General features: G+C 73.8%; 11 protein-coding genes. 8 read left to right on the top strand and 3 right to left on the bottom strand.

What is annotated here, in order from left to right; genetic code table 11:
* The first annotated feature begins 133 nt into the window (after positions 1-133).
* Both JHY01_RS19835 and JHY01_RS19840 read left to right on the top strand, forming a co-directional pair.
* On the top strand, positions 134-1195 hold the full coding sequence (locus JHY01_RS19835; RefSeq protein ID WP_307814511.1) for a cation:proton antiporter: 1062 nt from the start codon (positions 134-136) through the stop codon (positions 1193-1195).
* 236 nt (positions 1196-1431) lie between these two features.
* Entirely contained in the window at positions 1432-1791 is a 360-nt protein-coding gene (locus JHY01_RS19840; protein WP_205327421.1) for a hypothetical protein, read from the top strand.
* Here JHY01_RS19840 and JHY01_RS19845 read toward each other — a convergent pair.
* Positions 1721-2860 carry a glycosyltransferase family 1 protein gene (locus JHY01_RS19845; RefSeq protein WP_205327422.1) on the bottom strand — a complete coding sequence of 380 codons (1140 nt, stop codon included), beginning with the start codon at positions 2858-2860 and terminating at the stop codon, positions 1721-1723. The two genes, JHY01_RS19840 and JHY01_RS19845, sit on opposite strands and share 71 nt — an antisense overlap.
* 286 nt (positions 2861-3146) lie before the next feature.
* Here JHY01_RS19845 and JHY01_RS19850 point away from each other — a divergent pair, with 286 nt between their 5' ends.
* On the top strand, positions 3147-3839 hold the full coding sequence (locus JHY01_RS19850) for a hypothetical protein (protein WP_205327423.1): 693 nt from the start codon (positions 3147-3149) through the stop codon (positions 3837-3839).
* 346 nt (positions 3840-4185) lie between these two features.
* On the opposite strand, the gene JHY01_RS19855 is transcribed toward JHY01_RS19850, so the two are convergent.
* A complete protein-coding gene (locus JHY01_RS19855) occupies positions 4186-4701 on the bottom strand; it encodes a LuxR family transcriptional regulator (protein WP_307814505.1) in 516 nt (171 codons plus the stop codon).
* Positions 4698-7130 carry a LuxR C-terminal-related transcriptional regulator gene (locus tag JHY01_RS19860; protein WP_205327424.1) on the bottom strand — a complete coding sequence of 811 codons (2433 nt, stop codon included), beginning with the start codon at positions 7128-7130 and terminating at the stop codon, positions 4698-4700. Before JHY01_RS19860 ends, JHY01_RS19855 begins: the two co-directional genes overlap by 4 nt.
* Positions 7131-7307: 177 nt before the next feature.
* Here JHY01_RS19860 and JHY01_RS19865 point away from each other — a divergent pair, with 177 nt between their 5' ends.
* From JHY01_RS19865 to JHY01_RS26895, 5 genes are all read left to right on the top strand, one after another.
* Positions 7308-8798 (top strand): dynamin family protein, encoded by a 1491-nt coding sequence (locus tag JHY01_RS19865; RefSeq protein ID WP_205327425.1) that lies wholly within the window; start codon positions 7308-7310, stop codon positions 8796-8798.
* A 53-nt stretch (positions 8799-8851) separates the two neighbouring features.
* Positions 8852-9430, top strand: coding sequence for a nucleotide exchange factor GrpE (locus JHY01_RS27875; protein ID WP_205327426.1), 579 nt, complete (start codon positions 8852-8854; stop codon positions 9428-9430).
* Entirely contained in the window at positions 9427-11340 is a 1914-nt protein-coding gene (locus JHY01_RS19875; RefSeq protein ID WP_205327427.1) for a dynamin family protein, read from the top strand. Before JHY01_RS27875 ends, JHY01_RS19875 begins: the two co-directional genes overlap by 4 nt.
* Entirely contained in the window at positions 11340-11840 is a 501-nt protein-coding gene (locus JHY01_RS19880; protein ID WP_205327428.1) for a hypothetical protein, read from the top strand. The genes JHY01_RS19875 and JHY01_RS19880 overlap by 1 nt, the downstream gene beginning before the upstream one ends.
* Positions 11841-11995: 155 nt before the next feature.
* Positions 11996-13501 carry a molybdopterin-dependent oxidoreductase gene (locus JHY01_RS26895; protein ID WP_205327429.1) on the top strand — a complete coding sequence of 502 codons (1506 nt, stop codon included), beginning with the start codon at positions 11996-11998 and terminating at the stop codon, positions 13499-13501.
* Positions 13502-13533: the final 32 nt, after the last annotated feature.

Raw genomic sequence — 13533 nt, forward strand, 5'->3', positions numbered from 1 at the left:
ACCGCTTCGGCCTTGAACTCCTCGGGAAACCGGCGATGATACTTCGAGGTCGACACTCTTCACTCCTTGCAACCCGAACCCTACCGGCCCGGGAGATCAAGGTGTCAACGTCAAAGGGTTAAGCCCCATCCTCATCGGGCCGCAGGTGTTGGGGCTGGTGCAGGAGCATCTGCTGTTCGAGACGGTGTCGCAGTTGGGGTTGGCGATGCTGTTCTTCCTGGCGGGGTATGAGATCGACTTCCGGGCGGTGCGGGGGCGGCCGATCATCCTGGCCTCGTTGGGGTGGGTGTTGTCGTTCGCTGTGGCGGTGGGCGCTTTGGCGGTCGTGGGCGCGGGTGCGGCGGTGTTGATCTTGGCGATCGGGTTGTGTTCGACGGCGTTGGGGACGATGCTGCCGATCGCGCGGGATTCGGGTCTGCTGGCGGGGCCGGTGGGGCCGCATCTGATGGCGGTGGGGGCGGTGGGTGAGTTCGCGCCGATCGCGTTGCTGGCGTTGCTGTATTCGGAGGGGCATCATTCGGGGCGGACGACGTTCGTGATCGCTCTGGTGGGGTTGTCGGTCGCGGCGGCGGTGTTCGGGTCGTTGCGGCGGTCGGCGCGGGTGTCGCGGTTGTTGTCGGCGACGTTGGGGACGAGCGCGCAGTTGGCGGTGCGGTTGTCGCTGCTGGCGCTGTTGGCGGCGGTGCTGCTGGCGGCGGAGATCGGGGTGGACATCGCGTTGGGGGCGTTCGCGGCCGGGGTGTGCATGCATGTGCTGCTGTCGGCGTTGGACGAGCGGGAGGAGGCGTTGGTGCAGTCGAAGTTGGACGGGATCGGGTTCGGTGCGGTGGTGCCGGTGTTCTTCGTCTACACGGGGGTGACGTTCGATCTGGACCGGTTGCTGGGGTCGCCGTTGGCGTTGGTGTTGATTCCGGTGTTCTTGGCGGCGTTCGCGCTGGTGCGCGGGGTGACGACGTTCGCGCTGTTCGCGCGGGTGCTGCCGCGTCCGCAGCGGGGGGTGTTGGCGGCGTTCGCGGCGACGGAGCTGCCGATCGTGGTCGTGGCGGCGTCGACGGCGGCGGAGCGGGGGCTGGTGGACGAGTCGATCGCGGCGGCGATGATCGGGGCGGCGATGCTGTCGGTGCTGCTGTTCCCGCTGCTGGGGTTGCGGTGGGCGCGGCTGGATACGAACGCGGTTGCGGCGGAGGCGATCTAGCGGGGGTCAGCGCCTTGGCGTAGGCGCGGATACGTTCGTGCGCCGATGCGCTTGCGCGGTGCGGGCGGCGACGGTGGTGGCATGTGCGGACTTCGTCGGAGCGCGTATCGGGCGCTCGTCATCGTCCATGTGGTGTCGTCGGTCGCCTGGCTGGGGTTGCGCCTGTGTCTGCTGGTGCTCGGCGTCCGTGCGGCCGGCACCGGGGGGCGGCCGAGCGGTATGCGGCCGGGACTGCGATGTCGGCGCCGGCGGGGGTGCTCGCGGTGCCGTTGGGTGCCGCGGCGCTGGTGTCGGGGGTCGTGCTCATGTTTGGCGCCAAGTGGACGATCGCGTACACGTGGGTGCTGGTGAAGCTGGTGGCGACGGCGATCACGTTCGCGCTCAGGGTGTTCGTGCTGCGGCCGGGGCTGGCCGCGATGGCGGTCTCGCTCGACCCGGATCGTCTGCGGGTGTTGGGCGACCAGATCCTGGCGGGGCCGATCGTGTCCTCGTCGGTGTACCTGGGGGCGGTGGTCCTGTCGTCTGTCAAGGCGTGGGGACGGCGAGGCGGGCGCGTGCCGGCCCGAGTGCCAGTGCCCGCTCGTAGTGGCCGATGAGGGCGTCGCCTTCGGCTTCCCAGGTGCGGGCCTGGACTTTGAGGCGGCCGCGTTCGCCCCATTGGGCGAGGAGGTCGCGGCGGTCGGCGAGGGCCTTGACGGTGGCGGCCAGCGCGGGGGCGTCGCCGGGCGGGAAGTGGGTGCCGTCGACGCCGGGGTCGACGAGTTCGGCGGCGCCGCCGGCGTCGACGGCGACGACGGGGACGCCGGAGGCGTGGGCTTCCTGGATGGTCTGCCCGAATGTCTCGAAGGGTCCGGTGTGGACGAAGAGGTCGAGGGAGGCGTAGAGGCGGGAGAGGTCGGTGCCGTGGAGGGCGCCGAGGAAGGTGGCGTTCGGGAGGAGGCGTTCGAGGGCGCGGCGGCGGGGGCCGTCGCCGGCGATGACGAGGCGGATGCCGGGGGCGGCGGCGAGGTCGGTGAGCCAGTGGAGTTGTTTCTCGCGGGCGAGGCGGCCGACGTAGCCGACGAGGAGTTCCCGGTCGGGGGTGAGGGCGTCGTGGAGGTCGCGGTCGCGGTAGCGGGGGTGGAAGCGGTCGGTGTCGACGCCGTGCGGGAGGACGGCGAGGCCGCCGATGCCTTGGGCGGCGAGGGCTTTGGCGGTGCATTCGGAGAGGGCGAGGTTGACGCGGGCGCGGGAGTGGATGGAGCGCAGGCGGTGCCAGACGAGTTGTTCGAAGGCGGTGAGGTGGTAGGCGCGGGTGTAGGCGGGCAGGTCGGTCTGCCAGACGGCGACGGTGGGGACGCCGCGGCGTTCGGCCCAGACGGCGGCGCGGGCGGTGTAGCCGAAGGGGCTGGCGAGGTGGACGACGTCGGGGCGGTGGGCGTCGAGGGCGTCGTCGAGGGCGCGGGTGGCGAGTCCGGCGCGGAAGTGCTTGTAGGCGGGGAGCTGGATGGAGGGGACGTGGACGACGGGCCAGTCGAAGGCGGGGCGGGGGCCGGGTCCGGGGGCGGGGGCGACGACGACCGGTTCGATGCCGCGGGAGGCGAGGTGGGCGGCGGCGCGGGCGACGGAGCGGGCGACGCCGTTGACCTGGGGCGGGAATGACTCGGTGACCAGTGCGACTCTCATGGTCGGAGCGTAGGCGCCCGGATGGGCGGGTGGGGGAACCCGACATGGCCCGGGTCTGAACCGCAGCCGATTTTCCGGGCCGGGCCGGTTCGGGACCCGGTGGGCGGGTCGTTGTGGGGCGGTGGCGGAGTGGGGCCGGGGCGGGCGTGGGCGACTTCGCCGCGGGGTGGTGTCGTACCCGCAGAGTAGGTATTGGAGGATGCAGCAACCGGCCGGCCCTGGGTCGGCCTCGCGGGCGCCGTTCACTGCGGCGGTGCCTGCCGCAACTTTAGTGAAGGAGCCCCCGATGTCACTGTCGAGTGCCGACATCGCTCATCTCGAAGCGGTGCTGGCGCAGGGAAAGAAGCCGAAGGTGGTGTTCACCGACGCCGCCGGGCAGGTCGCCGGGCGCACCGGGAAGGTCGTCGCGCTCGACCCGGGCGGGGTGGACGACTTCGTCCATGTCGCGTTCGGGTCCGACGAGCTGTCGTTCTCCGCCGCCGAACTGCGCCTGCCCGCGCCCGGCGAGGGTGCGCGGCGCGCGCCGCGCCAGCGCTCGAGCGAGCCCGTCGCGCCTTCGGGCCCGGGCCTGCTTCCCGAGGAGCCCGCGCCGAAACCGAAACCAGTTGTGAGTGAGAGGAAACCCGTGACCGCACCTGAGGCGTCTCAGATCGCCGCCGCCGAGCCTGCGGCGGCCCCGAAGAAGAAGGCCGCCCGGCCGCGCGCCGCGGCCGCGAAGCACCCTGAGCTTTCGATCACGTTGACCTATGAGGACGGCGAGTGGTCGGTCGCGGCTTCCCGCGGGGCCCGCACGGTCGTCAAGGGCGCCAAGGTCGCGCACTCGAACGCGCTGGCGATGTGCCAGGCGTCGGGTTCCGATGAGGTGGCCGAGGTCGTCGACGAGGTGGTGGAGAAGATCCGCTCCGAGGCCGCCGAGGAGGCGTCGCGGCTGCGCCGCCAGCTCGAGGAGGCCGAGGCGCGTCTCGCTGAGCTGAAGTAGCGCAAAGGAAGACGGAAAGCCGACGGGCCCGGTGCGGCGAAGCACCGGGCCCGGCTGTGTGCGGGGGCCGCTCCCCGGCGGCGTGGGCAGGAGGAGCGGGGGCTGTTCGGAGGGCCCGGGTGCGGATGGTCGGGGGGGACGCGGAGGTCCGGCCGCGGTCGCGTCGGGCGGGAGCGCGCTCGAGCGTCTGGGGCGGCGCGTGCATCGGCCGGCGCTCGGGAGGCCTGCTGCCGCATAGGGCATGCCCCTTCCCTCCCGCATCCGCCTCCGACCCACCGAAAGGGACCACACTCCCACACGGGTACGACATTGGAGCGATCCAGCAGCTCACGGGTGGGCTGGCGGGTCAGTCTCGGGCGTGTTTGATGTAGATCATGACCGCTTCGCGGGTGGTCTTGACGCCCAGGGATTGACGGGCCGCGGCGATGCGGCGGTTGGCGGTGCGCAGGGACACGAACTCCGCTTCGGCGGCGGCCGCGATCGTCGAGCCCGCCGCGAGGCGGCCCAGCAGTGCCCGCTGCTCGGCGTCGAGGTCGAGACCGTCGGCGGCCTCGGCCTTGCCCGGCGTCAGCCCGAGGGGCCCGACGCGGCGCAGGTCCGCCGCGAGGCTCAAGGCGAGCGCGCCGGTCGCGACCGCGACGATCCCGGCCCCGCGCGCGGCCGCCAGGACCGCCTGCGAAGCCGTGTGGTCGTCGCCGACGTGGCCGTGGCACACCAGGCGCCGGTCGGCCAAGTCCCAGGCCGGCTCCAGCAGTGCGAACCCGCGGTGCGCCGCCCAGCCGGCGGCGGCGCAGCGGCGCACGATCGCGTCCGCGTCACCGGACGCGCCGACCACGTGCAGCGGCACCTGCTCGCCCGTCACGCCGCACCGCCTTCGGCGGCCGTCAGCAGCACTGCGGCCTCGGTGCGGGTCTTCGCGCCGAGTTTGCGCATCCCCGAGCGGATGTGGGTCTCCACGGTCTCGGCGGTGATGCCGAGGATCTCGGCGATCCGCCGCGACGGGTGCCCCGAGGCGACATGCCGCAGCACTTCGCTCTCGCGGTCGGTCAGTCCCCCGCCGCCGCGCGCGGACCGGCGGTCGCGGCGCACGTCGTGCTTGCGCAGGCCGCGACGGGCCCGTCCGGCCAGGACGATCAGGCCGTGCTCGTCGGCGATCCGCTCGGCCGCTTCCAGGGCCGCGACGGCGGCCGCCGCGTCCCCCGCGTGCGCGGCGAGCGCGAGCAGGCAGCGGACCTGCTCGCGGGCGGCCAGGCCGTCCCAGGCGGTCGCGGCCTGCGCGAACGGGCCCGGCGCGGCTTTGTCCCACGCCGAGAGCGTGGACGCGACCGGCACCGGCCACGGCGTCTGCTCGGCGGCGACCGGCTCCGTGCCGGTGTCGTAGGCGATCCACCGGCCGGTGATGTGCGCGAGCCCGCCGACCAGGCCCGGCTGCGATTCGGGCGCTTCGGGACCGGGCTGGCCGTCGAGCCAGGCCGTCTCATGCTCGAGCCACGCGACGAGCCCTTCGAGCGCGGCCGGGGCGTCCTTCAGCCGAGCCAGGCGGGCCCGCGCGGCGCCGAGCGCGCCCGTGTCGGCCTCGGCGAGGGCGATCGAGGCGTCGATGAGGGTGTCGGCGACGGCCGGGAGCGCATGGTCGGCCAGGGACTGGGCGGCGGCGATGACGTTGTCGAGGCCCGTGCCGGACAGGACGAGGCACCAGGCGGCGGCGGCGAGGAACCGCGTCTGCCACGAGTACGCGCCGGCGGCCCCGGCCCGGTCCGCGGCTTCGTGCGCGACCGCTTCGGCCTCGACCAGGCGCGCGGCGTCGGCGAGGGCGATCACCCGCGACCACGCGCACCAGAACGCGGTGGTCGCCTCCCCCGCGTCGCGCGCCAGCGCCTCGGCGAACGCGAGCGCGTCGGGGTCGTCTCCGGCGAGCGCGGCGGCCAGGCCCGGGTGGGTCAGGTCGGGGTGGGCCTCGCGCAGCAACCCCACCAACGCGTCCTTTTCGGATGGTGGGGCGGTGAGGAGGCGGAGCTGGTCGGCTTCGGGCCCTTCGGGTGCGTGCTCGAGGGCGGCGCGGGCCTGCCCGGGTTCGCCGAGCGCCAGGAGCGCCCAGGCGCGGGCCAGCGCGGTCTCGGGGTCGTCGGGGGCGCGGTCGAGGACGGCGAGGGCCGCTCGGGTGCGTCCGGCCGCGAGGGCGGCGCGGGCGGCGGCGACGGCGTGGGACGGATCGAGGTCGGCGGCCAGGAGGAGCGCTTCGGCGCGGGCCTGGGGGCCGGCGGCCTGGGCCGCTTCGAGGGCGGTGGCGAGGGCGCGGTCGGCCAGGCCGGCGGCGTGGGCGTGGCGGGCGGATTCGACGCCGACGGTGGCGTCGGCGAGGCGCTCGTGCATGGACAGACGGGCGTCGTGGTCGAGGATGCCAGCGGCGACCTCGGCCATCCACGGGCTGGCGGCCCGCAGGTGGGCGCCGTCGGGGACGGCGAGGCCGGCGTCGCGGAGGACGGCGGCGCCCTCGCCGAGGAGGCTCGGGTGCGCGGGGCGGCCCAGGAGGCCGAGCGCGGCCAGCGCGGTGCGGCCCGCTCGCGGCAGATCGGCGATCGCTGCGGCCGCGGCCGCAGCGGGGTCGCCGGGGGTTTCCAGGTCCAGGTCGTCGCCGGGGGTCTCGAGGTTCGCGGCGCGTTTGGCGAGGGCGGTGAGGGCGAGGGGGTTGCCGCCGGCGCGGACGGTGAGGGCGGCGGCGCGCGTGGGCGGCAGCGCGGGCGCGGCTTCGGCGACGAGCCGCGCGGCTTCGGCTTCGGTCAGGTCCGGGACGGGTACGACGGTGGCGTCGGCGAGCAGCCGGGCGAGCGCGGTCTCGTTCAGGCGGTTGGGGATGCGCAGGGCCGCGGCGACCGGGAGGCGCTCGGCGAGGACCGGGAGGACGGCGAGGGTCGCGGCGTCGCACCATTGGAGGTCGTCGATGACGAGGAGGCCGCCGCGGGTGCGGGAGTAGACCGCCTCGGCCAGCAGCGGCAGGTCGTCGGCGGGCATCCGGGCCCGCGTCGCCCGTTCGAGGGCGAGCGCGGGGGCGCCGGAGAGCATCGCGAGGCCGCCGCCGGCGTGGACGGGGCGTTTGGAGGCCTGCGCGAGCCGCTCGAGCAGGCGCGTGCGCCCGCAGCCGGGCGGGCCGGTGACGACCACCAGGCCGGGACCGGCCAGCGCTTCGGCCATGGCGTGGAGCGCTTGATCGCGATCGCCGTGGCCGGGGTCGGCGGGCACGGCATCGGCGCGCGGTCGGGCCAGACCGGGGGTGGGCGGCGGGGCGGCCAAGGGGAGGCTCCTTACGCTGTGGCACGAATGGGGGAGGCGGCCGGGCGGCTGCGGTTTGTATCGTCGTCTTGTCGACGGAACGCCGACGCCTCTCATGATATTGCGGAACCTTCGATGCCGCAGACCGGCGTCGGCGCCCAGGTGCCGAGAGAACGACGAGAGGGCGGACGCGGGAGCATGGTGGCAGGGCAACTCACCACGAGTGTGGCGGGCATGTGCGAAGAGCTGGCCGGCAAGGTCAGCAGCGCGTCTCGCCCCGTGGTCGAGGAGGTGGCCTCCAGGCTCGGGCAGCCGTTGCGCGTCGCGGTCGCGGGCCGGTTGAAAGCCGGGAAGTCCACGCTGGTCAACGCGTTGATCGGGCGCCGGGTCGCGCCGACGGCCGCCGGCGAGTGCACGCGGGTGGTGACCCAGTTCCGGTACGGTCCGGCCGACCGGGTCGACGTGGTCGCCCGCAACGGCATGAAGCACGCGGTCCCCTTGGACGCCAACGGGATGATTCCCACCACGCTGCCGATCCCGGCGGACGAGGCGGCGATGATCGACGTGCAGCTGTCCTCGGACCGGTTGCGGGACTTGACCGTCGTCGACACGCCCGGTCTGCAGTCGGTCAACACCGACATCTCCGATGCGGCGCGCGAGATGCTGTTCGCCGCGCCGATCGCCGAGGACGTCGACGACGACTCGCGGGCGGCGGTCGAATCGGCCGAGGCGATCATCTACGTGTTCACCCAGCAGGTCCGCGCCGACGACGTCGAGGCCTTGGAGGCGTTCGCGAAGGCCTCGCAGCAGATGGCGTCCTCGCCGATGAACGCGCTGGGGCTGTACAACAAGGCCGACAAGCTCGCCCCGGGGCCGGGGCAGGACCCGTGGCCGGTCGCGGGCCCGATCGCCGGCGACCAGGCCGCGGTGCTGCGCCGCTCGGTGTGCGACGTCGTCCCCGTCGTGGGACTGCTCGCCGAGACCGCCGAGGCCGGGCTGCTGACCGCCGCCGACTGCGAGGCGCTGCGGACCCTCGCCGGACTCGACGAGGACAAGCGGGCGCTCATGCTCGCCTCCGCCGGCCTGTTCCTGTCCACTGAGGGGCCGGTCGACAAGCACCAGCGCCAGCGCCTGCTCGAGCGCCTCGACCTGTACGGCATCCACTTCGCGATCGCGCACCTGGGCGCGAACCCGCACCTGGCCACGGGCGAGCTCGTGCGGCTCCTGTTCGCCGCCTCCGGGTTCCCGCGGCTGCGCACGACCTTGCACCAGATCTTCGGGGTGCGGGCCGACGTCATCAAAGCGGGCTGGGCGCTGGGGCGCTTGGACGCGGCCGCCGCCTCCGGGCCCGCCGCCGACCGCGACCTCCTGCGGGGCGCGGTCGAGTCGATCGTCGCCCGCCCCGAATACCACCGGCTGCCGCTCCTCGAGGCCGCCGCGCAAGTCACCACCGGGCAGGTCGCCCTGCCCGAGGCCATGGAAGCCGAAGTCGCGCGCCTCGCGTTGACCGACGACGCCGGCGTCGTCCTCGGCCTCCCCGGCGAAGCCCGGCCGCAGCTGCGCCGCGCCGCGATCGAAGCCGCCGCGCGCTGGCGGGCCTTCGCCAACGGCGGCGCCACACCGGCCCAGGCGCGGGTGGCGAACGTGGTGCATCGTGGTTTCCATCTACTCGCCCAGCGGCTCGGATGAGCCCGAGAACCGGCCCCCCGAACGGGACCCCTGCACGACCGAAGGAGAGCATTGTGACGAATCGATTCGGCGGACCGCTGGTGGGAGCCCTCGTGGGCCTCGCCGCCGCCGGCCTGGGCTCGGTGTTCCTCACCGGCGGGTTCGATCCGGTGACCCTGGCCGTCGCGGCCGGGTCGGTCCTCGTCACCGCCGTCGTCGCCGTCCTCACCGGACGGTCGATCGCGCCCGCCCCGGCGCCGCCTGCGGCGCCGCCGGTCTCCGGCGCGCCCTTCACGCCCGCGCCGTCGGGGCCGATCCCGGTGCAGCAGCTGCAGGAGCCGGCCCGCGCCGCGCAGGCCGTGTCCGACCGCAACGCCCTCGTCGAGGCGTGCATCTGGATGCGGGACCGCGCCACCTCCCCCGCGCTCGCCCAGCACCTCGACGGCGCGTTCGCGCGCGTCGGCGTCAGTCAGGTCGATGCGACCGGGCAGCGGTTCGACCCGGCCGTGCACGAGGCCGGGTCCACGATCGCCGCCGGGTCCCCCGCCGAGGACGGCATCATCGCCCGCACCGAGCAGATCGGGTACACCGACCGCGGCCGTCTCCTGCGACACCCCATCGTCACCGTCTACCGGGGCCAGGTGCGGGCATGACCGACACCGCCACCCCGCCCCCGGCCGCGAAGCCGGCCCCGGCGAAGAAGACCGCGCCCGCGAAGCCGAACCCGGCCCAGCAGATCCACAAGCTGTGCGCCCGCGCCGCGAAGGCCGGCAACGCCTCCCTGCGCACGGTCGACGCGAAAGCCGCCGCCGAGGTCGACGAGGTCTCGCGCTGGCAGCCCGACAAGCCCGTCGCCGTCGTGGTGGGTGAGACGAAGCGCGGCAAGTCCTCGCTGGTGAACGCCCTCCTCGGCATGCCGGGACTGTCGCCTGTGGATGCACAGGTGGCGACCACGGCGTATCTCGAGTTCGCCTGGGCCGAGCAGGCGTCGGTGCGGGCCTGGCAGCCCGGCGCCGCCGACCCGATGCTGCTGGGCGTCGGCGACCTGCGCAACTGGGCCACGCGTCTGGGGACGATGCCGCCGGGCATGGTCCCGCCGCGGCGGATGCTCGTGGGCCACCCGTCGGCGCTGCTCAAACACATGTCCGTGGTGGACACGCCCGGGACGGGCGGGCTCGACCCCGACCACGCGCAGATCGCGCTCGAAGCGGTCGCGCGCGCCACGTGCCTGATCATGGTCACCGACGCGTCCTCGCCGATGGCGAAGACCGAGCTGGACTTCCTCACCGAGGCGTCCAAACGCGTCAACTTCGTCGTGTTCGCCTTGACCAAGACCGACACCTACCCTGGGTGGCGCACGGTCATGGAGGAGAACCGGTCGCTCATCGAGGCGCACGCGCCGCGCTTCCGCAACGCCCCGCACTACCCGGTGTCGGCGATGCTCGCCGAGCACGCCCTCAACTCGCAGGGCCCGACCCGCCAGGCCCTCGCGAAGGAGTCGGGGATCGGGAAGATGCAGCGGGCCCTGGTCAAGGTCGCCACCGCCGGGAAGGCGCTGGTGGCGGCGAACGTGGTCCGCGCGGTCCGCACCGAGTTCCAGCGGCTCGCCGTCTCCGCCGCCGCCGACATGAAGGCCTACGACCCCGACCCTGAGGCCGCCAACCGGCTCAAGGAGGAGAAGAAGCAGGCCCTCGCCTTGCGGCGCACCGAGACGAAGAAGGCGAACCTCGCGCTGCGGGTGGAGACGCAGCGGGCCAAGATCGAAGTCCAGGGCCGCCTGCGCACCCACCTGCAGGAGCTCGAGGAGGCGCTGCTCGACGAGGTCGAGAAGGCCAACAAGGCCGCGCTGGAATCGCTGCCGAACCGGGTCGACATCGCCTTGCAGGGCATCGCGGCGCGTCTCTCGGGCGAGCTGCACCAGCGGTTCGTGCTCCTGGCCGAGCGCGTGCTGCGGCAGGTGTTCAACGACGACGAGCTGCGCCAGGCCACCAACTCGATCTCCGCGGGCCTGCGCACGGCCGCCTCCGGGCGGACCCGCCGCGGCGACAACTCCGACGGCGCGCTGCTCGTGGCGTCCTCCGCGGGTGTGGCGATGATGGCCGGACGCGCGGTCACCATGGGCGCCGGCGCGATCGGCCTCGGCGCCGTCGCCGGGGTCGGTGCGATCGCCTTGACCGCCTCCGGTGTCGGCATCGGCCTCGCCGCCGCCGCGTTCCTGCTGTACCGCCGCAAGATCCAGGGCAACCGCCAGGCCGCGAAGCAGTGGGTCCAGCGGGTCATCGCCGAAGCCAGGGCGAACCTCAACGAGGAGATCAGCTTCCGGTTCACCGAGGTGGAGTTCGTGTTCAACTCCACGCTGGACGACGCCCTGGAGCGCCGCGCCGCCGAGTTCGACGCGCGGATCTCGGCCGCCGAGAACGCCCAGAAGGCCGACCAGGCCGCCCGGGCGAAGAAGCAGGCGGCGCTCAAGCAGCGCCGCGACTCGATGGCCGCCAAGGTCAAACAGCTCGACGAGGTGCTGGCCAAGGCCCGCACCCTCGTCCCAGGCGAGGAGGATGCGTGATGGATGAGTTCGACGCCTTCGAGCCCGACGGGAACGCGGACTTCGACACCGGCGACCTCGACGACGACGCGCCCGCGTTGGACGAGTTCGACGACGGCGACGTTCCCGGCGAGGAGGACCTGGACGGGTTCGCGTTCGACGGGGCCGAGACCGACTTCGAGAGCGACGAGACGCTCGAGGAGGACTTCGCCGTCGACGCCGAGTACGACGAGGACGCGGCCGAGGACGAGGCCGCCGCGGGCGACGAGACGGCGTACGCCGCGACGTACGAGGACATGCTCGTCGACGAGGCCGACAACCCGCCGAGCTTCCCGCCCGAACTGGACCTGGACGTCCCCGAACCGGTCGACGGCTACCCGTGGGTCGACATGGACGTGCTCGGCTCGGCCGAGGCCGAGCCGTGGGTGAACTCCGGCAGCTCGGTCGAGACCTCCGAGTACGCGATCGCCGACGTCGACGACCCCGCCGCGTCCGCGCTCGCCCGGTTCTGGCAGGGCTAGGCCGGCGTCGGCGCGCCCGGCAGCCGCCGACCCCCGCACCCGCCCCGCAGGACCGGCCCGATCGGGTCGTCCGCGGCGCCCCCGCCGCGGGGTTGTTTAGCGGATCGTAAGCAGCATCGCCTGCCGTTCGGCGAGGAAAGCGCGATGATGGAGGGGTGAACACCACGCACCCAGCCGGCGCTCGCGCCTGGGCCCTCGTCGGTTCGGTCTCGGCTCTCGCCGGCCTCGCCGTCGGCCATTTCGCCGCCGCCTTCGCCGCGCCCCGCGCCGCGCCGCTGTCGGCCCTCGCGGACGCCGTGATCGCCGTCGTCCCCCTCGAGGTGTCGCACTGGTTCATCGATCTCGTCGGCACCGCCGACAAGCCGCTGCTCATCGCCGGCCTGGCCATCGGCCTCGCCGTCGCCGGCGCGGTCGCGGGCCTCGCATGGCGCCGCTCCCCGTGGATCGGCCTGGCCGTCCTCGCCGTACTGGGCGCGATCGGCGCGGCCGCGGCGGTCTCGCGGCCCGGTCTCGGCGCCGGCGCCGCGGTCCCGTCGATCCTCGCCGCGGTGCTCGCCGCGCTGGCATTGACCTGGTGGGATCTCCAGAGCCGCAAGCGGACCGTGACCGGCCGCCGCGGGTTCCTCGGCCTCACCGCCGGTCTCGGCGCGGCCGCGGTCGCCGGCACCTGGTGGGCCACCAGGGTCGGACCGGCCGCGATCGAAGCCGACCGCGACGCCATCACCCTCCCCGAGCCCGACGTCCCCGCGGTCGAACCGGGCCCGGTCGCCGATTTCGAGCAGGCCGGCCTGTCCTCGTACTGGACGCCGAACGGCGAGTTCTACCGCATCGACACGGCCATCACCGTCCCCCGCATCGACGTCGACGACTGGAGCCTGCGCGTCCACGGCATGGTCGACGGCGAACGCCGGTACACCATGGACGACCTCCTCGGCCGCGAACTGATCGAACGCGACATCACCTTGTGCTGCGTGTCGAACCAGGTCGGCGGCGACCTCGTCGGCAACGCCCGCTGGCTCGGCGTGTCCCTCGCCGACCTCCTCGCCGAGGCCGGCGTCGACCCGGGCGCCGACCAGCTCGTGTCCCGCTCCTCCGACGGCTGGACCGCCGGATCCCCCACCGACCTCGTCTTCGACGGCCGCGACGCCATGATCGCCCTCGGCATGAACGGCGCCCCCCTCCCGGTCGACCACGGCTGGCCCGCCCGCCTCGTCATCCCCGGCCTCTACGGGTACGTGTCGGCCACCAAATGGCTCACCGAACTCGAGCTGACCACCTTCGACGCCTACGACGCGTACTGGATCACCCGCGGCTGGTCGACCCCCCGGCCGATCAAGACGCAGTCGCGGATCGACACGCCCCGCTCGAAGGCCGACTCGGGCACCGTGGTCGTCGCCGGGGTCGCGTGGGCGCAGCACCGCGGGATCTCGGCCGTGGAACTGCGCGTCGACAATGGCGACTGGCGCCAGTGCGCACTGTCCGATGTCGCCACCGGGGACACGTGGCGGCAATGGCTCATCGAATGGGAGGCCGAACCCGGCGAGCACACGCTCACCGTCCGCGCCACCGACGGCGAGGGGATTCCGCAGACCAGCGAGGAGCAGGGGGTCGTGCCCGACGGGGCCACCGGACTCCACAGTGTCACCGTCACCGTCTCGTGAAACACCGAATGAGACGCATCCGTATGAGAATG

The sequence above is a fragment of the Glycomyces sp. YM15 genome, from assembly GCF_016918015.1.
Lineage (GTDB): Bacteria > Actinomycetota > Actinomycetes > Mycobacteriales > Micromonosporaceae > Glycomyces.